Annotated in this window: 19 protein-coding genes and 1 pseudogene; 9 read left to right on the top strand and 11 right to left on the bottom strand. The window is 69.9% G+C overall.

All coding sequences use genetic code 11. From position 1 onward, the window contains the following. The first annotated feature begins 576 nt into the window (after window positions 1-576). A complete protein-coding gene (locus tag ACFTZC_RS23115) occupies window positions 577-1,272 on the top strand; it encodes a phosphatase PAP2 family protein (RefSeq protein ID WP_382892575.1) in 696 nt (231 codons plus the stop codon). Window positions 1,273-1,327: 55 nt separating this feature from the next. On the opposite strand, the gene ACFTZC_RS23110 is transcribed toward ACFTZC_RS23115, so the two are convergent. From ACFTZC_RS23110 to ACFTZC_RS23080, 7 genes are all read right to left on the bottom strand, one after another. After that, a complete protein-coding gene (locus ACFTZC_RS23110) occupies window positions 1,328-1,879 on the bottom strand; it encodes a hypothetical protein (RefSeq protein ID WP_382892573.1) in 552 nt (183 codons plus the stop codon). 286 nt (window positions 1,880-2,165) lie between these two features. Further along, window positions 2,166-3,590, bottom strand: a complete 1,425-nt coding sequence (locus ACFTZC_RS23105; protein ID WP_382892571.1) for an NAD(P)/FAD-dependent oxidoreductase — start codon at window positions 3,588-3,590, stop codon at window positions 2,166-2,168. Between the two features lie 88 nt (window positions 3,591-3,678). Next, entirely contained in the window at window positions 3,679-4,479 is an 801-nt protein-coding gene (locus tag ACFTZC_RS23100; RefSeq protein ID WP_382892569.1) for an ABC transporter permease, read from the bottom strand. A 200-nt stretch (window positions 4,480-4,679) separates the two neighbouring features. Continuing rightward, complete coding sequence (locus ACFTZC_RS23095) at window positions 4,680-5,624, bottom strand: ABC transporter permease (protein WP_382892566.1); 945 nt, start codon at window positions 5,622-5,624, stop codon at window positions 4,680-4,682. Further along, the gene (locus tag ACFTZC_RS23090; RefSeq protein ID WP_382892564.1) at window positions 5,621-6,889 is read right to left on the bottom strand and encodes an ABC transporter ATP-binding protein; all 1,269 of its coding nucleotides are present in this window, start codon (window positions 6,887-6,889) and stop codon (window positions 5,621-5,623) included. Before ACFTZC_RS23090 ends, ACFTZC_RS23095 begins: the two co-directional genes overlap by 4 nt. 218 nt (window positions 6,890-7,107) lie before the next feature. Beyond that, window positions 7,108-8,373, bottom strand: coding sequence for a spermidine/putrescine ABC transporter substrate-binding protein (locus ACFTZC_RS23085; protein ID WP_382892562.1), 1,266 nt, complete (start codon window positions 8,371-8,373; stop codon window positions 7,108-7,110). Between the two features lie 124 nt (window positions 8,374-8,497). After that, on the bottom strand, window positions 8,498-10,018 hold the full coding sequence (locus ACFTZC_RS23080; RefSeq protein WP_382892560.1) for a gamma-aminobutyraldehyde dehydrogenase: 1,521 nt from the start codon (window positions 10,016-10,018) through the stop codon (window positions 8,498-8,500). 273 nt (window positions 10,019-10,291) lie between these two features. Here ACFTZC_RS23080 and ACFTZC_RS23075 point away from each other — a divergent pair, with 273 nt between their 5' ends. Beyond that, a complete protein-coding gene (locus ACFTZC_RS23075; RefSeq protein WP_382892678.1) occupies window positions 10,292-10,864 on the top strand; it encodes an NADAR family protein in 573 nt (190 codons plus the stop codon). 240 nt (window positions 10,865-11,104) lie between these two features. Here the strand turns inward: ACFTZC_RS23075 and ACFTZC_RS23070 are convergent, their stop codons facing one another. Then, a complete protein-coding gene (locus tag ACFTZC_RS23070; protein WP_382892558.1) occupies window positions 11,105-11,881 on the bottom strand; it encodes a DUF4190 domain-containing protein in 777 nt (258 codons plus the stop codon). Window positions 11,882-12,071: 190 nt separating this feature from the next. On the opposite strand from ACFTZC_RS23070, the gene ACFTZC_RS23065 reads away from it, so the two are divergent. Further along, a complete protein-coding gene (locus ACFTZC_RS23065) occupies window positions 12,072-13,097 on the top strand; it encodes an adenosine deaminase (RefSeq protein WP_382892556.1) in 1,026 nt (341 codons plus the stop codon). Window positions 13,098-13,114: 17 nt separating this feature from the next. Further along, on the top strand, window positions 13,115-13,918 hold the full coding sequence (locus ACFTZC_RS23060; protein ID WP_382892676.1) for a glycerophosphodiester phosphodiesterase: 804 nt from the start codon (window positions 13,115-13,117) through the stop codon (window positions 13,916-13,918). A gap of 190 nt (window positions 13,919-14,108) precedes the next feature. Here ACFTZC_RS23060 and ACFTZC_RS23055 read toward each other — a convergent pair whose 3' ends face one another. Both ACFTZC_RS23055 and ACFTZC_RS23050 read right to left on the bottom strand, forming a co-directional pair. Then, window positions 14,109-14,666: an HXXEE domain-containing protein gene (locus ACFTZC_RS23055; protein ID WP_382892554.1), complete on the bottom strand. Its 558-nt coding sequence runs from the start codon at window positions 14,664-14,666 to the stop codon at window positions 14,109-14,111. A 177-nt stretch (window positions 14,667-14,843) separates the two neighbouring features. Continuing rightward, window positions 14,844-16,283 (bottom strand): gamma-aminobutyraldehyde dehydrogenase, encoded by a 1,440-nt coding sequence (locus ACFTZC_RS23050; protein WP_382892552.1) that lies wholly within the window; start codon window positions 16,281-16,283, stop codon window positions 14,844-14,846. 179 nt (window positions 16,284-16,462) lie between these two features. On the opposite strand from ACFTZC_RS23050, the gene ACFTZC_RS23045 reads away from it, so the two are divergent. The 5 genes from ACFTZC_RS23045 to ACFTZC_RS23025 all read left to right on the top strand — a co-directional run bounded on the left by ACFTZC_RS23045 (window position 16,463) and on the right by ACFTZC_RS23025 (window position 22,227). Then, a complete protein-coding gene (locus tag ACFTZC_RS23045) occupies window positions 16,463-17,014 on the top strand; it encodes an Lrp/AsnC family transcriptional regulator (RefSeq protein ID WP_382892550.1) in 552 nt (183 codons plus the stop codon). After that, on the top strand, window positions 16,999-18,378 hold the full coding sequence (locus tag ACFTZC_RS23040; protein WP_382892548.1) for an aspartate aminotransferase family protein: 1,380 nt from the start codon (window positions 16,999-17,001) through the stop codon (window positions 18,376-18,378). Before ACFTZC_RS23045 ends, ACFTZC_RS23040 begins: the two co-directional genes overlap by 16 nt. 294 nt (window positions 18,379-18,672) lie before the next feature. Beyond that, window positions 18,673-19,401: an ABC transporter ATP-binding protein gene (locus tag ACFTZC_RS23035; protein ID WP_382892546.1), complete on the top strand. Its 729-nt coding sequence runs from the start codon at window positions 18,673-18,675 to the stop codon at window positions 19,399-19,401. Then, a complete protein-coding gene (locus ACFTZC_RS23030) occupies window positions 19,383-20,768 on the top strand; it encodes a hypothetical protein (protein WP_382892544.1) in 1,386 nt (461 codons plus the stop codon). Before ACFTZC_RS23035 ends, ACFTZC_RS23030 begins: the two co-directional genes overlap by 19 nt. Window positions 20,769-21,099: 331 nt before the next feature. Then, a complete protein-coding gene (locus ACFTZC_RS23025) occupies window positions 21,100-22,227 on the top strand; it encodes an LOG family protein (RefSeq protein ID WP_382892542.1) in 1,128 nt (375 codons plus the stop codon). Window positions 22,228-22,245: 18 nt separating this feature from the next. Here the strand turns inward: ACFTZC_RS23025 and ACFTZC_RS23020 are convergent. Beyond that, a pseudogene (locus ACFTZC_RS23020) lies at window positions 22,246-22,491 on the bottom strand (glycosyltransferase); the annotation flags it as partial. Window positions 22,492-22,499: the final 8 nt, after the last annotated feature.

Genomic DNA, 22,499 nt, shown 5'->3' with positions numbered 1-22,499 from the left:
CCCTTGTGCGTGTCTACGGGCACGCCCTCGGGGCCTTCATACTGCGTCGCACCGCCCGGCACGGGGCCTTTACGCGACCTTATGCCCCGTTACGCCGCATCACGGATCACCAGCGGCGTCACGCGTCGTTGCCGTCGCTCACGCGGTGCGACCGGGGCCATCACACCGGTCGGGGCCTGTGAAGAAGGTGTGCGGGGCCCATGGCGGGATGGGGTTCCGGCTGTCGGAGCCCCGGACCCTGACGTACGGTTTTGCCAGATGAGAGAAACACCCCGCTCACAGGGGACTGCACAGCGAACTGTGGGCGACACCAATGCGGGGCATCCCCAGCGTCGCTTTGGTCGTGCCTTCGCGCACACCACTGGAGCTTCTGGCTCTGGATCTCCTCACCGATCGGATGGCCGCCCGCCCCAAACCCCCCGGGGCGTGCGGTACACCGGTCCTGACGGCCGCCCCGGAACAACCCCCCCTGTTCCCGGGCGGCCGCCTCTTTTCTCCGGCCGCGCATTCGCGACATTCGCTCTGTGCGCCGTCCTCTTCGCGCTCTTCACATGGCAGACAGCCGCCGCCGGACCGTTGCGCACCGCCGACGAGCGGCTCGGCCTCGCGCTCGCGGGCGAAGGGCCCGAGCCCCTGACGCAGTTCCTCTCCGACCTCGGCGGCATGCCGGTCGCTCTGCCCGTCCTGGCCCTCGCGCTCGGTGAGGCGCTCCGGCGCGGGCAACGGGCGAGGCCACTGGCGGCGATCATCGCGATGGCGGCTGTCCCGGCCCTGGTCGTACCGCTCAAGATGTGGATCGACCGGCCGGGCCCGCTCACGGACGCGACCGGCTACTACCCGTCCGGGCACACGGCGACGGCGATGGTCGCGTACGGCGGCGCCGCGCTGCTCCTCGCGCCGTACGCCGGGCGGGGCAGGACGTTGCCCGTCGCCGCGCTGCTCACCCTCGCGACGGGCGTGGGCCTCGTACTGCGCGGCTATCACTGGCCTGTGGACGTCCTCGGGAGCCTCGCGCTGTGCGGCATGCTGCTTCTCCTCATGGAGGCGGCCGTCCGCAGGTTCCGTCTACGCGAGTACGCATACGCACATCGCGAGTACGCATCCACAGATGAACGCGAACGTGACGGCGAGGGTGACACCGAATGCGACACCGGCGAAGGCTCCGGCCCTGCGGCGCCCCGCTCCGAACGCCGCGCGGCGCCGAAGCTTCCGGGCGGTCGTGAAGGTTCCGTCGAGCGCGAAGGTTCCGTCGAGCGCGAAGGTTCCGGCTGAGTGTGAACGGTCCCGGCCGAGGCGGTGAGGACCGCTCAGGCCGGGCACACACTCTTCAGCGGCCTGCGCCGCCTTCACACCTGTTGCCGCCCTCACACCCAAGGCTGTCCTCGTATCCGTCTCCCTCCGGGTATCCGTTGTCCTCCTCGCACTCTCCCCGTCCACGCGCCATCCCTGCCGCCGCCTCGTGCATGGCCAGTTCCAGCAGCGCCGCGTCCGTGAGAGTCCCCGCACCGTCCGGCGGGATCAGCCAACGCACCCCTCCATTCGCCCGGCCCGGGTACGGAACGACGATCCAGGTGCCCCGTCCCGCGCCCCGTACCCCCGTGCCGATCCAGCGCGCGACCGTCCCCGGCGGTACGAAGAAACCCATCCGGCCGTCACCGAAGTCGGCGAGTACCGGGCCGGGGCGGTCGACGAGCCTGGTCAGCACGTCGAGCGTCGGGTAGCCGAGGTCGCCCGGAAGGATCAGTACGTCCCAGCGCCGGCCGGCCGGAAGGAGAGCCACCCCGTGCGGGCTGCGCTCCCATTCCCACCGGCAGGCGTCGGGATCCGGTGCCACTGATGCCAGCCAGTCCGCCGCGCTCTTTGCACCCGAGCCAGTCATCCGCCCGGCCTCCCATCCGTGTTGTTGGACAGTCTGTCCACAAGAGGGACGGCGGTGGGCCCGATGGATTACGCGGGTTCGGTTCACCAGCTTCCGGTGATCCGGCTCACAGGTTCCGGCAGGGGAAGGAGGCACGCGTGCCCCTGCCCTGATCTGCCGCACCGTACGGCGCCCCAGTGTCCGACCGTACGGCGCCCGTGTCCGTACGCCCCGTACCGCCCGCCGGGCCCGGCCCGCCTCACCCCGAACCCGCCCCGCTCCCACCCGCCCCGCCCGCGTCTCCGGATCAGCTGTCGAAGCCCAGTCCGAACCGGTCCATCGCCCGCAGCCAGATGTTGCGCCGGCCGTCGTGCGCGTCCGCGCGCGCCAGTGACCACCGGGTCAGGCCGATTCCGGCCCAGGCGACCGGCTCGGGCGGGAACGGCAGTGGTTTGTCGCGGACCATGGCCAGTTCGGTGCGCTCCGTCCGCTCCCCCGCGAGGAGGTCGAGCATCACGTCACCGCCGAAGCGTGTCGCGCCGACCCCCAGCCCGGTGTAGCCCGCGGCGTACGCCACCCGGCCGCCGTACGCCGTGCCGAAGAATGCCGAGAACCGCGAGCATGTGTCGATCGCACCGCCCCACGCGTGGCTGAAACGTACGCCCTTCAACTGCGGGAAACAGCGGAAGAAGTGGGCGGCCAGTTTGAGGTAGGTCTCCGGACGGTGCTCGTTCTCCGCCCCGAGCCTGCCGCCGTACGGGTAGATCGCGTCGTAACCGCCCCACAGGACGCGGTGGTCGGCGGTGATCCTGAAGTAGTGGAACTGGTTCGCACTGTCCGCCAGCCCCTGGCGGTTCCGCCAACCGACCGCGCCCCGTTGCCGCGGCGTCAGTGGCTCCGTCATCAACGCGTAGTCGTAGACCGGAACGGTGTACGGGCGTGCCCGTCTGACCAATGACGGGAAGACGTTGGTGCCGAGCGCTACGCGCCGGGCGAAGACCCGTCCGTACGGAGTACGCACGGCCATTCCCGCACCGTACCGGGCCAGTGCCAGGCCGCGGGTGTTCTCGTAGATGCGTACGCCCAGCGCCACGCAGGCGCGTTTGAGCCCCCAGGCGAGCCGTGCCGGGTCCAGCATGGCGGCGCCGTGCCGGTCCCACAGGCCGCCCAGGAAGGTCGGCGAGTCGACCTCGGCGCGCACCGCGTCCCGGTCGAGGAGTTCGAACCTTCCGCCGCCGAGCCGCGTCCGCTCCTCGTACAGCTCACGGAGCCCGGCGAGCTGGTACGGCTCCGTGGCAACGTCGATCTCGCCGGTTCGCTCGAAGGCGCAGTCGATGGCGTAGCGCGCGACGGCCGTCTCGATGGCGTCGAGGTTGCGCCCGCCCAAGTCCTCCAGCTTCCGCAGTTCACCGGGCCAGCGGCTGAGCCCGTTGGCGAAACCGTGTGTGAGGGAGGCTGAACAGAAGCCGCCGTTGCGGCCCGAGGCGGCCCAGCCGACCTCGTGGCCCTCGATCAGGACGACGTCGCGGTCCGGGGCCCGCTCCTTGGCCAGGAGGGCGGTCCACAGGCCGCTGTAGCCGCCGCCGACGACCAGCAGGTCGCACAGCTCGTCGCCGGCGAGGGCGGGGCGTGCGGCGGGCCGGTCCGGGGCGTCCAGCCAGTACGGTACGGGGCGCGCCCCGGCGAGGGACGCCGCGGCGGCGGAGCGCACGGCTCCGGGACTGACGGCCATGCCTGCCAACTCCTTCGAATCGATCGAGCTGCTCGAACTGTTCCGGGCGGCGCGGACTGCCCCACAGTCGGCCCGGCTCCGAGGCGGCTCAGGCCGTCGCGGTGGTCTTCTTCCGTCGGTTGCTGACCATCTGGCCGATGACCACCACCAGTACGGCAAGGATGAACATCGCGGTGCCGATGACATTGATCTGCACCGGTGTGCCGCGTTGCGCGGAGCCCCAGACAAACATCGGGAAGGTCACCGTCGAACCGGCGTTGAAGTTGGTGATGATGAAGTCGTCGAAGGAAAGCGCGAAGGCGAGCAGTGTTCCCGCCGCGATACCCGGCGCGGCGATCGGCAGGGTCACCCGTACGAAGGTCTGTACGGGCCCGGCGTAGAGATCGCGCGCCGCTTCTTCGAGGCGCGGGTCCATCGACATGACGCGTGCCTTGACGGCGGTCACGACAAAGCTGAGGCAGAACATGATGTGAGCGATCAAAATCGTCCAGAATCCGAGTTGCGCACCCAAGTTGAGGAAGAGCGTCAGCAGGGAGGCAGCCATCACCACTTCGGGCATCGCCATCGGCAGAAAGATCAGCGAGTTGATCGCCCCCCGCGCCCGGAAGCGGTAGCGGACCAGGGCGAAGGCGATCATGGTGCCGAGGACGGTGGCACCAAGGGTCGCCCAGGCGGCGATCCGGAGTGACAGCGACAGCGAGCCGCACAGGTCGGCGACGCCGCACGGATCCTTCCACGCGTCCAAAGAGAACCGCTGCCACGCGTAGTTGAAGCGGCCGTTCGGCTTGTTGAAGGAGAAGACCATCACGACGACATTGGGGACGACCAGGTAGCCGAGCGTCAGCACACCCGCAATGACGACGAGATTGCGCCGTACCCAGCGCGTCATAGCAGTGACGACATCCCCCGGAGCACCGCCCATGGGCGCCACGGGCTCCGGCGGCTCCGAAGGCCCCGTACGCCGCGTACGCCCTGTACGCCCCGTACGCCGCGCAGGGTCCGTCACCCCCGCGGGCCCAGCCTCCCCCGTCGAACCAGTCGAGCCGGACGCCTCCGAGGCCCTCACGCCCTTCGAACTCTTCGGACTCATCAGACCAGGTCCTCCGTCCCGGCTCGGCGGATGTAGAAAGTGACCATCAGCAGGACGACCGCCATGAGGATGAAAGAGAGCGCGGCGGCCGTCGGGTAGTCGAGGACACGCAGGAACTGCGTCTGGATGACGCTGCCGACCATCTTGGTGTCGGTCGAACCGAGCAGTTCCGCGTTGACGTAGTCCCCACTGGCGGGGATGAAGGTGAGCAGCGTGCCGGAGACGACACCGGGCATGGAGAGCGGGAACGTGACCGTCCGAAAGGTCGTCAGCGGCCTGGCGTACAGGTCCCCGGCGGCCTCGTGCAGCCTGCCGTCGATGCGTTCCAGTGACGTGTACAGCGGCAGGATCATGAAGGGAAGGAAGTTGTACGTCAGACCGCAGACCACTGCCATGGGCGTCGCGAGGACACGGTTGCCCTCGGTCCAGCCCAGCCAACTGGTCACGTCGAGGACGTGCAAGGTGTCCAGTACGCCGACCACGGCGCCGCCGTCGGCCAGGATCGTCTTCCAGGCGAGCGTACGGATCAGGAAGCTGGTGAAGAACGGCGCGATGACCAGGACCAGCAGCAGATGGCGCCAGCGGCCCGCCCTGAAGGCGATGAGGTAGGCGAGGGGGTACCCGAGCAGCAGACACAGGAGCGTTGCGGTGCCCGCGTACAGCAGTGAGCGGACGAACTGCGGCGAGTACTCGCGAAGTGCGTCCCAGTACGTCGGGAAGTGCCACGTGACCTGGAATCCCTCCTCCAAGGATCCGGTCTGCACAGACGTCGATGCCTGGTAGACCATCGGCAGCGCGAAGAAGACCAGCAGCCAGAGAATGCCGGGCAGGAGCAGCCAGTACGGAACGAGGCGCCGGCGCGTGGCGGGCCTGCCCACAGTGGGTCCCGGCTCCGCGGCGGACGGCGGAGTGGGGGCACCGGGCGGGACTGCCTTGGCGGTCATGCGCTTTCCCCTCGGGGAGCGGGCGTATCGGCACCTGGGCGCGTGGCGCCCCCGTCGCGGGCCGTGCTGACGCCGTCGCGGGCCGTGCTGACGCCATCGGCTGCGCTGACGCCCTCGTCGCCCGTTGTCCCGGCCAGGGGCGACTGTGCGGCGTCCAGGCCGAATGTGTGCGCCGGGTTCCAGTGCAGGACGACGTCGGCGCCGGGGGCGAGCCGGCCGTCGCGTTCGATGTTCTGCGCGTACACCTCCAGCCCGGGGCAGACCACGCTGTCGACCACGTACTGCGTGGAGACGCCGATGAAGCTCGAATCGGCGATCCGGCCGGATACGCGGTTGCGTCCCTCGGGGATCGAGTCGGCGTCGTCCGCATGGGTCAGAGAGATCTTCTCGGGGCGTACGCCGACCAGCAGTCTGCCGCCCCGTGTGGCCGGCGCGGAGCACCGGCTGCGCGGGAGCACAAGCCTGGTGCCACCCGCCGTGACCGCCACCTCCTCGCCCCGTACGGCGCCGATCTCGGCCTCTATGAGGTTGGACGTACCGAGGAAGTTGGCGACAAACGTGGTCTGCGGGTTCTCGTACAGGTCGGCGGGGCTGCCGAGTTGCTCGACCCTCCCCGCGTTCATCACCGCGACGGTGTCGGCCATCGTCATGGCCTCCTCCTGGTCGTGGGTGACATGGATGAACGTGATGCCGACCTCGGTCTGGATGCGTTTGAGCTCCAACTGCATCTGACGGCGCAGCTTGAGGTCGAGCGCGCCGAGCGGCTCGTCGAGGAGGAGGACCCGCGGATGATTGATCAGCGCGCGGGCCACCGCGACGCGCTGCTGCTGTCCGCCGGAGAGCTGGTGCGGTTTGCGCCTGGCGTGATCGCCGAGCTGGACGAGGTCGAGCATGTCAGCGACCTGTTTGCGAACGGACCTGATACCGCGACGGCGCAGCCCGAACGCGACGTTCTCGTAGATGTCGAGGTGCGGGAAGAGCGCGTAGCTCTGGAACACGGTGTTGACGGGGCGCTTGTACGGAGGGAGCCCCGTAACGTCCGTGTCGCCCAGGAAGACCGTCCCGGAGGTGGGTTCCTCCAGGCCGGCGATCATCCGCAGGGTGGTGGTCTTGCCGCAGCCCGACGCGCCGAGAAGGGCGAAAAAGGAACCTTGCGGCACGGTGAGATCGAGCGGCCGCACGGCCCGGAAGGAGCCGTACGTCTTGCTGATCCCGGTCAGGCGGACATCGCCGCCGCCCCGGCTGGTGGATGCGGTCTCTGTCATGGGTCACGGTCCCGGGGATGAGAGAGGTGGACGGACAGGGCGTACTGCGCGGAGCTCGACGGGGCGTAGGGAGCAGCGGGGGCAAGGGCGTACAAGGCGGGGCGTAAGGCCTGTCGTTCAGATCGGGCCCTGACTCAGCGCCCCACTCCGTCCAGCACCCCACTGCACTTCACGGCGCCTCACTTCACTCCGCGGCGTACGGTGCGGCGTGTACGGCCCTAGGCGCCGATGAGTTTCGCGAACTTCTGCTCGTACGCCGTCTCTTCCTTCGCGCTGAGGGAACGGAAGGCGTGCGAAGCGGCGGCCATCGCCGCGTCCGGGAGGATGAGGGTGTTGTCAGCCATCGATTTGTCAATTCTGGACAGCTCGGCGCGCACTCCGTCGACCGGACAGACGTAATTGATGTACGCGGCGAGCCGGGCTGCGATCGGAGGCCGGTAGTAGTGGTCGATGAGCTGCTCGGCGTTGGCCTTGTGCCGCGCTTCGGCCGGGACGAGCAGGTTGTCGCTGGACAGCATGTAGCCGGCCCGCGGGATGGCGAATTTGATGTCCGGGTTGTCGTTCTGGAGCTGGACGATGTCCCCCGCCCAGGCGACGCACGCCGCGATGTCGCCCTTGTCGAGGTCCGCGGTGTAGTCGTTACCGGTGAAGCGGCGTATCTGCCTCCGGTCGACGGCCTTCTGGATCCGGGCGAGGGCGGCGTCGAAGTCGTCGTCGGTGAAGGCCGCAGGGTCCTTGCCGAGATCCAGAAGGGTCATCCCGACGGTGTCGCGCATCTCGGAGAGGAAGGCCACACGCCCCTTGAGCTTCGGGTCGTCCAGGAGCTGGGAGACCGAGTCGACGGTGCGCCCGGCGGTCGCCCTGGCGTTGTAGGCGATGACGGTCGGGATCCCGGTCCAGGGGTACGTATAGGCACGGCCCGGGTCCCAGTCGGGCGAACGGAACGGCTCCGAGAGGTTCGCGAACGCGTTCGGCAGGTGGGAAGGGTCGAGTTTCTGCGCCCAGCCGAGCCTGATGATGCGGGCGGCCAGCCAGTCGGTGACGCAGATGAGATCGCGGCCGGTGTCCTGGCCGGCCGCGAGCTGGGGCTGGATCTTGCCGAAGAACTCGACATTGTCGTTGATGTCAGCGGTGTACTTGACCCTGATCCCGGTGCGCTTCGTGAACGCCTCAAGGGTCGGATAGTGCTTCTCGTCATCGCTGACGTCCATGTACTCGGTCCAGTTGGAGAAGACGACCCGCTTCTCCTCTGCCGAGTGGTCGGTGGAGGCGGGCCCCGCTCCCTCCCGCTTGGCCGGAGGGATACCGCAACCGCCCAGTCCGGCGAGCCCACCGAGCGCGAGGCCACCGGCCCCGGTGGCCCGCAGCATCGAGCGGCGGGTGAGGACGCCCCTCCCGCTGGTCATGGTGCGACGTATCGCGGCCCACTGTGCCGCGGACGGGCGGCCGGGCTCGTACGGCTCCGTCTGCTCCCTCTGATCCATGCACTGTGCCCTTCGGCTGAACGGTTCGACGGCTTCTGCTTCGTGTAAGGGGCGGCCACCCGGCCCAGCGCTCACCACCCCGTACGGGGTCACCGCCCCGTACGGGGCGCCAGGGAGAGCGGCGCTACCGGTCGCCGAAGACGGTGCGGTGCCAGTCCTTCCTGACCACCGCCGTGTTGTCGTACATCACATGCTTGAGCTGCGTGTACTCGTCGAAGGAGTACGCGGACATGTCCTTGCCGAACCCGCTGGCCTTATAGCCGCCGTGGGGCATCTCGCTGATGATCGGGATGTGGTCGTTGACCCACACACATCCGGCCCTGATCTCACGCACCGCGCGGCCGGTGCGGTAGACGTCGCGGCTCCACGCTGAGGCCGCGAGACCGTACGGCGTGTCATTGGCGAGCCGGATCCCTTCGCCGTCGGAGTCGAAGGGAAGCACGACGAGGACGGGGCCGAAGACCTCGGACTGCACGATCTCGCTGTTCTGCGCGGCGTCGGTGACGAGTGTGGGGCGGTAGTAGGCGCCGTTCTTCCAGTCGCCGCCCGGCGACTCCCCGCCGGTGACGACGCGGGCGTAGCCGCGGGCCCGGTCGACGAAGCCCGCGACGCGGTCGCGGTGGGCGTGGGAGATGAGCGGTCCGAGGTCGGTCGCCTCGTCGAACGGGTCACCGAGCCGGACACTCGCCATGAGGTCGGCGACACCGCTGACGAAGGCGTCGTACAGCGGGCGTTGGACGTACGCACGGGTGGCAGCCGTACAGTCCTGCCCGGCGTTGATGAGCGACGCGGCGACGGCGCCGTGGACGGCGGCCTCCAGGTCCGCGTCGTCGAAGACGAGAAAGGGCGCCTTGCCGCCGAGTTCGAGGTGGAGTCGCTTGACCGGTACGGCGGCGGTGGCGATCCCCGCGACGCGCCGCCCGACGGCGGTGGAGCCGGTGAACGAGGTCATGGCGACATCGGGGTGCCCGACAAGGCGTTCGCCCGCGTCGGCGCCGGCACCGGTGACGATGTTGATCACACCGTCGGGCAGTCCGGCCTCCTGGGCGGCGCGCGCGAACATCAGTGAGGTGAAGGGGGTGAGTTCGGCGGGCTTCAGGACGACCGTGTTCCCCGCCGCGACAGCGGGGAGGATCTTCCAGGCGGCCATCTGGAGCGGGTAGTTCCATGGTGCGACGGAGCCGACGACGCCGATCGGCTCGCGGCGTACGGAGGAGGTGTGGCCGCCGCTGTACTCACCGGCCGAGGCGCCGTCGAGGCGGCGTGCGGCGCCCGCGAAGAAGGCGGTGTTGTCGACGGTTCCGGGGACGTCGAACTCGGTGGAGAGCTTGATCGGCTTGCCGCACTGAAGCGATTCGGCGTACGCGAGGTCGTCGGCCTGGGCGGCGAGGACGTCCGCGAGCCGGTGCAGGGCGTCGGAGCGCTCACCGGGTGTGGTGCCGGCCCAGTCGGGGAAGGCGTCACGCGCCGCGGCGACGGCGGCGTCCACGTCCGCCGGGCCGGCCAGTTCGTACGTGTACACATCCTCGCCGGTCGCCGGGTCCACGACGGCGTGCGTACGTCCCGAGGTGCCCGGCCACGACCGCCCGCCGATGAACTGCGCGCCGTCCGCGAAACGGTCCCGCACCTGGAAGCGGTTGCCCATGACGCTCTCCGATGTCCCGGCCGACGGAAGCGCCGACCCTTGTACGAACTGTTGTCCCGGCTTGATTTGAGTGCAGATCCTGACAGAGCACATTCATCTCAACAAGGGATTCCGTTGTTGCCTTTTGGTTACGCGACGGAATCGGTCGGCGGTGCACCGTATCCGAACCTGCGCCATACGAATTCCGGTCCCATGCGACGCGCACTGCCGGTTGCTGTGCGAGCCGGCCGACGGGCCTTGTCAGTGGCGGCTGGCAGACTCACGGGCATGGGGATGAAATCGGGGAGTTCCGTACGCACCGCAACCGAGTTGGCCGAGCGGGTCAAGGGCGGCGAGGCTGTCAAGTATCTGCACTTCTGGGGGCACTCCCCACGGCGGGACAGCGCGCTCGGTCCGAGCTGTCTGAGCCAGTGGTGGCCCTCTCCGTTCACGGCCGACGGGGTCGAGTACGCGACGGCCGAGCACTGGATGATGGCGAACAAGGCCCGGCTCTTCGGGGACGAGAAGGCCGAGCACGCGGCTCTGTCCGCCGCGAATCCGGCACTTGCCAAGAAGGCGGGGCGGCTGGTGCGCGACTTCGACCAGACCGTCTGGGAGCGCGAGCGGTACGGAATCGTGGTGGCGGGCAGCGTCCACAAATTCGGGCAGGACGCGGCGCTGCGCGCCTATCTGCTGACCACGGGCGAGCGGGTTCTCGTCGAGGCCAGCCCGATGGACCGGATCTGGGGCATCGGGCTCGCCTCGGACGACGAACGGGCGGCGGACCCGGCGCGCTGGCGTGGGCTCAATCTCCTGGGGTTCGCGCTCATGGAGGCGCGCGACCGGCTCAGCGCGGACCGGCGGTGAGGGCCGGAGCGCGGGCGGTACGCCGCGCTTCCCGCCCCGCCTTGAGGAAACCTCGGGTCCCGTCCAGGCCCGAGGTCTGAGGTCCGAGCCGAAGCTCGGGGCGGTGGGAAGGGCCCCAGATCCATCGGGACCGGCAGCAGGTCTGACAGAACCCGCACTTCGGCCCCGTAGCCCTGTCGTGAGCCCCGTAGCACCGCCCCGTAGACCCGTAGACCCGTGGGCCTGTCGGGACCAACAGGCCTAACGGTGGGACGCGGCGCCGACGACGAGCGAGGTGGCGAAAGGATCCTCCGTGGTCTCGGAGAACTCCTCGCCCTTCACGAGCGCCCAGATCAGGAAGCCGAGGAAGGCGGCGCTGATCAAGGTGCCGATCGCGCCGAGGATGATGCCCGCCAAGGCCATCCCCGCGTTGTTCGCCTCGCCGCGCTGGGCACGTCCACGGCCCACGAACCCGAAGATCAGGGCCAGCACGCCGAGGATGATGCCGAGACCCCAGAAGCAGAAGGTCACAACGGCGAGGATCCCGAGCACGAGCGCCGTGATCCCCATGCCGTTCGACGATCCGTGCTGCCAGCCGGTCTGGCCGTAACCGGGATACGCACCGCTGGGGTAGCCGGGATAGCCGTACCCGGAGCCCGTGCCCGCCCCCGCACCGCCCCCGTACGAGGCGCTCGGCTCCTGGGCACCGGGGTAGCCGTACGGCCCCGGGGTGGGCCTGGCAGGTCCTCCTGGAGCGGTCGGCGGCGGTGGTACGGCGCCCCCACCCGCACCCGGTCCCGCGCCCGGTCCTGTGCCCGCGCCGGGCCCGGCGTTCCCGCCGGAGACCGGTCCGGCGGCCGGCATCCCGGTGACCGTCGGCTGGTCGTGCACGGATCCGGCGGACGGCGGCGCCTGCGAGCCCTGTGGAGTGTGCGACTGCCCGGACGACGCCTTGTCCAGCGGTCCCCCGCGCTCCGGCGGCGCCCAGGGATCGCTCGGCTCGTAGCCACCTGACGGCCGCTCGCTCTTGTCTGACATGGGCCTCCCCCACTCGTCATTCCGTCATGCTACGGCCTCCGTACCGCGCGGAACCGGCCCGGCCTACGATGGCCCCTGCCCCGGAAACCGTCCGGCAGGCGGCCCGCAGGGCGGCCCCGGCGAAGCCGCGCTTCCCGTACCCGTAACCGCCGGTACCCGCCCCGTACCGCCCCATCCCTGGAGGATCACGATGACCGATCCGAGCGCCTTCATCGCCGGTCTGCCCAAGGCCGAGCTCCACGTCCACCATGTCGGCTCCGCGTCGCCGCGCATCGTCGCCGAACTCGCATCCCGGCACCCGGACTCCACCGTACCCACCGACCCCGGTGCGCTCGTCGACTTCTTCACCTTCACCGACTTCGGCCACTTCATCGACGTCTATCTCTCCGTCGTCGATCTGATCCGGACGCCGGAGGATGTGCGGCTGCTGACCTTCGAGGTCGCCCGCGACATGGCCCGGCAGAACATCCGCTACGCCGAGCTGACGATCACACCGTTCAGTTCGACGAGCCGCGGCATCCCGGACCACGCCTTCATGGAAGCCATCGAGGACGCGCGGAAGGCCGCCGAGGCCGAGCTGGGCGTCGTACTGCGCTGGATCTTCGACATCCCCGGAGAAGCAGGGCTGAAGGCGGCCGAGGAGACCACCCGGCTCGCGGTGGACCTGCGCCCGGAGGGGCTGGTCGGCTTCGGCCTGGGCGGCCCGGAGATCGGTGTGCCCAGGCCGCAGTTCAAGCCCTACTTCGACCGGGCGATCGCGGCGGGGCTGCGCTCTGTACCGCACGCCGGCGAGACGACGGGACCCGAGACCGTCTGGGACGCGTTGCGTGAACTGCGCGCCGAGCGCATCGGCCACGGCACCAGCTCCGTCCAGGATCCGGAGCTGCTCGCGTACCTCGCCGAGCACCGGATCCCGCTGGAGGTGTGCCCCACCTCCAACATCGCCACCCGCGCCGTCGCGGATCTCGAAGAGCATCCCATCAGGGCGATGGTGTCGGCGGGCGTGCTGGTGACGGTCAACAGCGACGACCCGCCCATGTTCGGCACCGACCTGAACAAGGAGTACGGAGTCGCGGCGCGGCTGCTCGGCCTGGACGAGCGCGGTATCGCGGATCTCGCGAAGAACGGGGTCGAGGCGTCGTTCCTCGACGCGGCCGGCAAGAAGCGGCTCGCCGAGGAGATCGACACCTACACCGCCCAGTGGCTCGCGCACTGACCATGGGTGACGGCGCGATGAGTGACGGCGGCGGTCGTGGCCACGGAGCGGGTACGGGGCGGAGGGTCGTCGCCGTGGGGCATCGTGGCGACCCGTACCGCGAACGGGAGAACACCCTTCTCTCGGTCCGTTCCGCGCGGCAACGGGGCGCGGACGCGGTCGAGATCGACGTGCGGCTCACGCGGGACGCAGTACCCGTACTGCTGCACGACGCCACGTTGGCTCGGCTATGGGGCCATGACCGGCGGCTGGCCGAGGTGACGTACGACGAGTTGCGCGAGCTGACGCGCGGACAGGTACCGACCTTGCGCGAGGCACTCCTCCCGCCCCCGGACGGGGCGCACGACGTCCACCGGGGGCCGGAACGGGGCCCGGACGGTGCGGCGGAAGGCCGGCTCATGATCGATCTGCCGGGGGCCACCGCAGCGTCCGTACGTACGGTCGTCGGCGCCGTACGAGAGTGCGGCGCCGCGGACCGTGTGTACTACTGCGCCGGTCCGGACACCATGCTCGCGGTGCGCGCCGCCGACCCGCAGGCCGAGATCGCGATGACGTGGACGACCCTCGCACCGCCACGCCCCGCACTGCTCGCGGCGGTTCGGCCGCGCTGGCTCAACTACCGCTTCGCACTGGTCAGCCGTGAGCTGGCGGACCGGAACCACCGGGACGGGCTGCTGGTCTCCGCCTGGACCGTGGACACGCGGCGCAGCATGCGCAGACTGATCGAACGCGGGGCAGACTCGATCACCACGAACCGCATCGACGTACTGTCCGACCTGCTCCGCGGGACGCACGGCACACCGGGAGCCGTCCGCCGCTGAACAGGAACGGCTGGCTTGAAAGTGCACGCACGCGCCGTAACGGCGCACGCGGCGCCCTCGGCCGACGCGGCGTACGGGGCCCTCGCCGCACGGCGCCCACGCAGCGTACGGGGCGGGCGCACTACAGAACCTGCGCGGCGTACGGCGCGGGCGTGGCGTACGCCGCGGGCTCCGTCGGCGAACGCGCCACTCAGCAGAGCGGGCGCCACCTTCCGCCGACAACGTGCCGCGCGACGGAGTGCGAGAACACGGTGGCGCCTGCGGCCAGCGCCAGCCCGGCCGCCACGTCGCGTGCCCGAGTGGGCCTGAGGATGCCGGCGCACCGCAGCCTCCCCCGCGCCCAGAGCGTGAACGGTACGACGAGCAGCGGCGAGGTGACGGATCCGGGGGTGTAACCGCGTACGGCCACCGCCTGGGCGATATGGACGAGCCCGTGCAGGCCGAAGCCGTCCAACGCACCCTGATAGAAACCGGACCGCCCGCCGGTGCGCCGCCCTGTCACGGCGGCGGCAGCGACGATCGTGCCCATCACTCCCACGGCCCCTGCGAACTCGTGCTCGTCGACCGACCCGAGCGCGTGCCAGAGGCGCTCCGGAACGGCAGGGAAGCGCTCGCGCAGGGCAGGCAGATTCGCCCGGACCCAGCCGGGCCCCGTAGCCAGTTCCTCCGCGTCGTGCACCATCCACGCGACAAGGAGCCCCAAGGTGACGGCGGCGCTGACATCTGTGCGGTCACTGTCGCTGATCACCGCCAAGTCTGCCGCAAACGTCAGCTCGTATACGGAAGTTCACCCGCGCCTCCTCCCCCGTCCCCCCGTACGGCGCGAAGGAGGGACGGACACACCACGTACGCGACGCGCCCGAGCCCATCCGCCGCGCGGGACGCCCGCGCCGGGCCGGCGTCCCGCAACCCATTGTGGAGAGGGTCAGCCGTCCAGCGACGTCATCACGTGCTTGATGCGCGTGTAGTCGTCGAAGCCGTATGCCGAGAGGTCCTTGCCGTAACCCGACTTCTTGAAGCCTCCGTGCGGCATCTCCGCGACCAACGGAATGTGCGTGTTGATCCACACGCAGCCGAAATCCAGAGCCTTCGACATCCGCATCGCCCGCGCGTGATCCTTCGTCCACACGGACGAGGCCAGGGCGAACTCCACACCGTTGGCGTACTGCAGAGCCTGCGCCTCGTCCGTGAAGGACTGGACGGTGATGACCGGGCCGAACACCTCGTTCTGGATGATCTCGTCGTCCTGCTTGAGGCCGGAGACGACGGTCGGGGCGTAGAAGTAGCCCTTCTCGCCGACCCGGTGGCCACCCGCCTCGACCCGCGCGTGCGCCGGCAGCCGCTCGATGAAGCCGGAGACCTGCTGAAGCTGCTGGGCGTTGTTGAGCGGCCCGTAGAGCACGTCCTCGTCGTCCGGCGTGCCCGTCTTCGTGTCGGCCGCCGCCTTCGCCAGCGCCGTCACGAACTCGTCGTGGATCGACTCGTGGACGAGAACCCGCGTAGCCGCCGTACAGTCCTGCCCCGCGTTGAAGTACCCCGCCACCGCGATGTCCTCGACGGCCTTCGCCAGGTCGACGTCCTCGAAGACGACGACCGGCGCCTTGCCGCCCAGCTCCAGATGGACCCGCTTGACGTCCTTGGCCGCCGACTCGGCGACCTGCATCCCCGCCCGTACGGAGCCGGTGATGGAGGCCATCGCGGGCGTCGGGTGCTCGACCATGGCGCGGCCGCTGTCGCGGTCGCCGCAGATGACGTTGAAGACACCCTTGGGGACGATGGCACCGATGATCTCGGCCATCAGCACCGTCGACGCGGGGGTGGTGTCCGACGGCTTGAGCACGACGGTGTTGCCCGCGGCGAGCGCCGGCGCGAACTTCCACACGGCCATCATCATCGGGTAGTTCCACGGCGCGACCTGCGCGCAGACACCGACCGGCTCACGCCGCACGATGGAGGTGAAACCGTCCATGTACTCCCCGGCCGACCGGCCTTCGAGCATGCGGGCGGCGCCCGCGAAGAAGCGGATCTGGTCCACCATCGGCGGGATCTCTTCGGTGCGGGTGAGCTCGATCGGCTTGCCCGTGTTCTCGGACTCGGCGGCGATCAGGTCCTCCGCGCGCTCCTCGAAGGCGTCCGCGATCTTCAGCAGGACCTTCTGACGCTCGGCCGGTGTGGTGTCCCGCCAGGCCGGGAAGGCGGCGGCAGCGGCCTCCATGGCTGCGTCGACATCGGCCTTCCCCGAGAGCGGGGACGTGGCGTACGCGTCGCCCGTGGTCGGGTCGATCACCTCGATGGTCCGCCCGTCAGCGGCGTCCCGGAACTCCCCGTTGATGTAGTTACGCAGCCGGCGCAGCTCGGTGGTCACTGCCACCCCTCCCTGTCAGATGTCCGATGGGTGAGACACCCACCCTAATCGCTCGATCGACGCTTTCAACAGACCCGACCCCCCGCATCTTCGGATTCGGTGAGATTGAACCTCTTGAACAACGAATTTCATCGATCCGGGGTTGCGATACGGGCGACTCGCGGTGCACAGTGAATCGCGTGGCCAGCCGTAGCACAGACTCCAGAAAAAAATCGAAGACGGACTCCCGGACAACCCCACAGGCACACTCCGGGCCGGAGCCCAGGACCGGGAACGGTTCCTCGCCGTCGATCGACTCCGTTTCGCTCGCGATCATCGAACAGCTTCAGCAGGACGGACGCCGCCCGTACGCCGCGATCGGCAAGGCGGTCGGCCTCTCCGAGGCGGCCGTACGCCAGCGCGTTCAGAAGCTGCTCGATCAGGGAGTGATGCAGATCGTCGCGGTCACCGACCCGCTCACCGTCGGCTTCCGGCGCCAGGCAATGGTCGGCATCAATGTCGAGGGCGACCTGGACACCGTCGCGGACGCGCTCTCGGAGATGCCGGAATGCGAGTACGTGGTGATGACCGCGGGCTCCTTCGACCTGATGGTGGAGATCGTCTGCGAGGACGACGACCACCTGCTGGAAGTGATCAGCAAGCGGATCCGCGCACTCCCCGGCGTGCGCTCCACCGAGAGCTTCGTCTATCTGAAGCTGAAGAAGCAGACCTACATGTGGGGAACCCGATAGCCGTGAGCAAGGACCTCTCCAAGACCGCGTACGACCATCTGTGGATGCACTTCACCCGCATGTCGTCGTACGAGAACGCACCCGTGCCCACCATCGTGCGGGGCGAGGGCACCTACATCTACGACGACCAGGGCAAGCGCTACCTGGACGGGCTCTCGGGGCTCTTCGTGGTCAACGCCGGCCACGGCCGGCACGAACTGGCCGAGGCCGCCTACAAGCAGGGCCAGGACCTGGGCTTCTTCCCGGTGTGGTCGTACGCCCACCCGAAGGCCGTCGAACTCGCCGAACGGCTCGCCCACTACGCCCCCGGCGATCTCAACAAGGTCTTCTTCACCACGGGCGGCGGCGAGGCGGTCGAGACCGCGTGGAAGCTGGCCAAGCAGTACTTCAGGCTGACGGGCAAGCCGACCAAGTACAAGGTCATCTCGCGCGCCGTCGCCTACCACGGCACGCCGCAGGGGGCACTGTCCATCACCGGACTGCCCGCCCTGAAGGCACCGTTCGAGCCGCTCGTCCCGGGCGCGCACAAGGTCGCGAACACCAACATCTACCGCGCCCCGCTGTACGGGGACGATCCGGAGGCGTTCGGACGCTGGGCGGCCGACCAGATCGAGCAGGAGATCCTCTTCGAAGGGCCCGAGACGGTCGCGGCGGTCTTCTTGGAGCCGGTGCAGAACGCGGGTGGCTGCTTCCCCCCGCCGCCCGGCTACTTCCAGCGGGTTCGCGAGATCTGTGACCGGTACGACGTCCTGCTCGTCTCCGACGAGGTCATCTGTGCCTTCGGCCGGCTCGGCACGATGTTCGCCTGCGACAAGTTCGACTACATACCCGACATGATCACCTGCGCCAAGGGGATGACGTCGGGCTACTCCCCGATCGGCGCCTGCATCGTCTCCGACCGGCTCGCCGAGCCGTTCTACCAGGGCGACAACACGTTCCTGCACGGCTATACGTTCGGCGGTCACCCGGTCTCGGCGGCGGTCGGCCTCGCCAACCTCGACATCTTCGAGCGGGAGGGCCTCAATCGGCATGTGCTCGACAACGAGGGCGCGTTCTTCGGCACATTGAAGAAGCTCCACGACCTGCCCATTGTGGGCGACGTCCGCGGCAACGGCTTCTTCTACGGCATCGAACTGGTGAAGGACAAGGCCACGAAGGAGACGTTCACGGACGAGGAGACGGAGCGTGTCCTGTACGGCTTCCTCTCCAAGAAGCTGTACGACAGCGGGCTGTACTGCCGCGCCGACGACCGGGGTGACCCCGTGGTGCAGCTCGCGCCGCCACTGATCTCCGACCAGTCCACGTTCGACGAGATCGAGGGCATCCTCCGGTCCGTACTCACGGAGGCGTGGACGAAGCTCTGAGCGGACGGCACGGGGCCCACCCGGAGCAGGAGGTACCCGGGAGCCTTGTCCGCCGTGCTCACCGCGCTCGCCCCGTACGGCGCCATACAACCCGTACAGCTTCGAACAAGCAGCCGGGTGTGCCCCCTTTCGGGTGAGATAGGGCGCCACCTGGGCCTGTGCTGTCCGCACTCCCCGGCCCGAAAACCTAGCGTGCCCCATGACCGATCGTCGCCGTCCTCGTTCCGCCGGACGACGGATGGCAGGGAAGCGCCGAGGCGCACCCACATCCGATCAGAACACGAGGTGTACGCCATGGTGGCCCCGCCGGACAACGACGTGCTCTGGGCGCGTTCCCTGAACCACTCCCACAACGGATCACCCGCCCTCGACGGGGTCTCACTCGGCGTGCGCGAGGGCGAGATCCTCGCCGTGAACGGTCCGCGCGGCAGCGGCAAGACGACGCTGCTCCAGTGCCTGTCGGGGCAACTGGTCCCGCAGGAGGGCGAGGTCTGGTTCAACAGCTCGCCGGTCCACACCATGAGCCCGGTGCTGCGGGAGCGGCTGCGCCGCGACCGCTTCGGGTGGATCGGCCCCGAGCCGGCTCTCGTTCCCGAACTGACCTCGTGGGAGAACGCGGCCCTGCCCCTGCTGATGCGCGGTACGCCGCACCGTGCCGCCAAGACCGCCGCGCTGGAGTGGCTGGAGCGCCTCGATGTCGGCGCCTGCGCCCGCAAGCGGCCGTACGCCCTCTTCCGGGCCCAGCAGCAGCGTGTCGCCGTCGCGCGTGCCCTGGTCACGGAGCCCTCGGTCGTCTTCGCCGACGAGCCGACCGCGCCGCTGCACCGTACGGACCGGGCACAGGTGCTCCGTACGCTGACCACTGCGGCGCGTTCGCACCAGATCACCGTTGTCCTCGCCACTCTGGACGCGGAGATCGCGACGGTCGCCGACCGCACGGTCACCCTGATCGACGGACGGCGCGACAACTCGCCGCGATCGTCCGAGGCGGAAGGCCGGGCGGCGTGCTCGCTCTCCGTCTAGGCCGCGGCACGCACCCCCTCGTCCTGTTCCGACGGCTGCTGGTCGTCGCGGCGTCGGCGGGTGTCGGCTTCCTGTTGCTGTGCACACTCGGTTGGGCGATGGGCCACCCTGCGGGGTCGCCGATCCGGCTGGTCTGGTGTCTGATCCCGCTCGCGGCGGCGGTGCAGTTGGCCGTGGCGGTGGCGCGTGCCGAGCCGCGCACCCGCGCACGGTCGGGGCTGTCCGCGGTGGGCCTCGGCCCGGCGCGGCTCACGGTACTGGCGGCGACGTCCACAGCGATCTCCTGCACACTGGGCAGCTCGGTGGCACTGCTGCTCTTCCTGCATCTGCGCGGCGATCTGACGGGCATGCCCTTCGACGGCGAAGCGGCGGAACTGCTGGCCGCGGGGCGGCCGCTGCCACTCGGCGCGGTGTTCACCCTGCTGGGGGCCACTCCGGTCGTGGCGGTCGTGGCGACGGCTCTCGTGCTACGGCGCCGCGGATACGTCGAGGCGAAGGCCGCAGGGGCTGTACGGGTCGCTCCGAGAGTCCGAGCAGGGGCAGGTGCCGGCGACGGGGCCTCCCCCGTGGCCGTCTCCGTCTCCGTCCCGGACACACCGGACGCGGATGGTGTCTCACCCGCCGCGGACGGCTCCGTAGCGGTACTCACGTCCACGTCCACCTCGTCGACCTCCCCAGTGCCTGCGTCCACGTCAGCGCCGGTGTCCGCACCGGCGCCCATGACGGTGCCCCCGCTCGTCGCTGCGCCCTATCCCGCGACCGCGCCGAGCGGGCTGCCCTGGGGCGTCGCGCTCACGGCGGTCGGCCTCGCGGTCGAGACGTACGCGAGCCGGGACGGAGGCGGCTCCGCGATGCCACTGCCCGGTCAGTTCGACGGCAGCCCCGCCGCGGTCCTGGCAGGCTGGTCACTGACCGCCGTCGGCCTGGCGCTGGCAGGTCCAGGCGTGATGTACCTCTGCGGCTGGCTGCTCCAGGTCATGCGCCCCGGCGCGCTCCGGCTGCTCGCGGGACGGATCCTGATGGCGGAGTCCCGAAGTATCGGCCGCCCATTGGGTGTGCTGTGCGCCGTGCTGTCGGGTACGTTCGCCGCGGCGTCCCTGTACGGCCCCGCCGACGAGCGCCCCTTCGGTCCGCTCACCGCTCTCGGCGCGACCCTTGTCATCGGGTGTACGGCGGCCACTGTGCTGATCGCGACCTTGGAAGCACGGCAGGCGCGGGCATCTGTCACCGAGAACCTCCGCCTCGCGGGTACGCCGGCCTCACTGCTCCGCACGACGGTGATGGTGAGAACGGCCGCGGTGGTCGCGGTCTTCACGCCCTTGACCTGGGCCGTGGCGACGCTCGCCGCGATTCCGCTGTCCAGATAGGAGCAAAGCCGACGGACACGCCGCGCCACGGGGCGCGGGCTGTGCGGGGGTAGTCGACGGCGCGAGAGAAGTGGGGGGGCAGCCGACCAACACGTACCCCGGCGGCAGGGGCGGCGCCCTTGCCGCCAGGGCCGGCCCGCGGGAACGCGCCGCCCACCGCGGCGTACGGTGCGGCCGAGCACTCCGCGACGCCGCCCCGTACGGCGCGCACGGACCCACGGTGCGTCCACGATCCCGCCCCGTCGCACCGCACCGTCTCGCCGGGCTCGCCTCGGCAGCCATCTCACCGGCCTCCCGGACCGGGCTCGAAGGGATCCCCTATCGTGAGCCCATGTCGAACGACGAGCAGCCCACCGCGTACCGCCAGGACCGCGAGATCGAGTCCCTCGACGAGTTCGACCGCACCGTACATGCCGCGGGGACGCTCCGCGGATACCGGGTGCAGTCCGTCGATCTGACGGCCCGTACGCCGGAGCTTCTCCGTACCGACACCACCGATGCCGTCTTCCTCGGCTGCCCCATGGAGCCCGACGCCGCGGAGAAGGTGCGCGCCGACGGTGCCATGGTCTTCCCGCCCGTGCCCAACCTGCCGTTCGATCCCTATCGAGGGTTCCTGTACTCCCCCGACCAGCTCTTCGAGGGCCTCACGGGGGGCGGCTACGAGGCCACGCCCGACGCCCGTGCCTACGCCTGGTTCCAGCGGACCAAGGCCGACGGCGACATATTCGCGTCCATGCTGCGCTCGGTGCACGACGACGCGATCTCGGACGCCCTGGACGAACTCGTCACCGGCGCGCGCGTCGTCGGCGTCATGGGAGGCCACGCCATGGCGCGGGGCACCGACGCGTACGCCGGCGCGGCGCGCTTGGGCCGCGCCCTCACTCGTACGGGACTGACCGTGGCCACCGGTGGCGGCCCCGGCGCCATGGAGGCCGCGAACCTCGGCGCGTACGCCGCCTCGCACCCGGACGAGATGCTGGACAAGGCTCTAGAAGTGCTCTCCGAGGTGCCGTCGTTCGCTCCCTCGGTCTCGGCGTGGGCGCGGGCCGCCTTCGACGTCAGGGCGCGCTGGCCGAAGGGCGAGGACTCCATCGGCATCCCCACCTGGTTCTACGGACACGAGCCGCCCAATGCCTTCGCGGGCCACATCGCGAAGTACTTCGCCAACGCGACCCGTGAGGACGGCCTGTTGGCCCGTTCCAACGCGGGCGTGGTGTTCCTGCCCGGCGCGGCGGGCACCGTCCAGGAGATCTTCGACAACGCGACGCCGAACTACTACGAGTCGCGCGGCGAACCGACCCCGATGGTCCTGGTCGACCGCGCCCACTGGACCGAGCGCTTCCCGACGTGGCCGCTGCTCCAAGCACTGGCGAAGGAACGCCCGATGGAAGCTCGGATCACACTCGTCGACTCGGTGGACGAGGCCCCCGCGGCGCTCGCCAGGCTCTCCGCCAGCTGAGGGCAGGGCGCCGTCGGTTCACCCCAGGAGAGCGGCAAGTCGCTCGTACGAACGGACCCGGTCCCCCTCCGTCCGAACCCGGTCGTGGCCCTTCGGTCCCGTCTCACGGGCGGTCTCGGGGTCACGGAGCAGTCGTACGAGCCGGTCGGCCACTTCCCCGACGCGACGACCGTCCACGACGTGTCCCGTCTCGCCGTCGCGCACTGCGTCGGCCGCGCCGCCCGAGTCGCCGGTCGGCACCGGCAGTCCCGCCGCCGCTGCCTCCTGCGGCC

The sequence above is a fragment of the Streptomyces sp. NPDC056987 genome (genome assembly GCF_042673865.1).
Taxonomy (GTDB): domain Bacteria; phylum Actinomycetota; class Actinomycetes; order Streptomycetales; family Streptomycetaceae; genus Streptomyces.
Note: the sequence above shows the minus strand (reverse complement) of the source record. Positions and strands in the feature narration are given on the sequence as shown.

Coding starts and splice junctions, on each gene's coding strand:
- ACFTZC_RS23110 (WP_382892573.1), bottom strand. CDS start 1,879: ATGACTGGCTCGGGTGCAAAGAGCGCGGCGGACTGGCTGGCATCAGTG.
- ACFTZC_RS23105 (WP_382892571.1), bottom strand. CDS start 3,590: ATGGCCGTCAGTCCCGGAGCCGTGCGCTCCGCCGCCGCGGCGTCCCTC.
- ACFTZC_RS23100 (WP_382892569.1), bottom strand. CDS start 4,479: ATGACGCGCTGGGTACGGCGCAATCTCGTCGTCATTGCGGGTGTGCTG.
- ACFTZC_RS23095 (WP_382892566.1), bottom strand. CDS start 5,624: ATGACCGCCAAGGCAGTCCCGCCCGGTGCCCCCACTCCGCCGTCCGCC.
- ACFTZC_RS23090 (WP_382892564.1), bottom strand. CDS start 6,889: ATGACAGAGACCGCATCCACCAGCCGGGGCGGCGGCGATGTCCGCCTG.
- ACFTZC_RS23085 (WP_382892562.1), bottom strand. CDS start 8,373: ATGGATCAGAGGGAGCAGACGGAGCCGTACGAGCCCGGCCGCCCGTCC.
- ACFTZC_RS23080 (WP_382892560.1), bottom strand. CDS start 10,018: ATGGGCAACCGCTTCCAGGTGCGGGACCGTTTCGCGGACGGCGCGCAG.
- ACFTZC_RS23075 (WP_382892678.1), top strand. CDS start 10,292: ATGAAATCGGGGAGTTCCGTACGCACCGCAACCGAGTTGGCCGAGCGG.
- ACFTZC_RS23070 (WP_382892558.1), bottom strand. CDS start 11,881: ATGTCAGACAAGAGCGAGCGGCCGTCAGGTGGCTACGAGCCGAGCGAT.
- ACFTZC_RS23065 (WP_382892556.1), top strand. CDS start 12,072: ATGACCGATCCGAGCGCCTTCATCGCCGGTCTGCCCAAGGCCGAGCTC.
- ACFTZC_RS23060 (WP_382892676.1), top strand. CDS start 13,115: ATGAGTGACGGCGGCGGTCGTGGCCACGGAGCGGGTACGGGGCGGAGG.
- ACFTZC_RS23035 (WP_382892546.1), top strand. CDS start 18,673: ATGGTGGCCCCGCCGGACAACGACGTGCTCTGGGCGCGTTCCCTGAAC.
- ACFTZC_RS23025 (WP_382892542.1), top strand. CDS start 21,100: ATGTCGAACGACGAGCAGCCCACCGCGTACCGCCAGGACCGCGAGATC.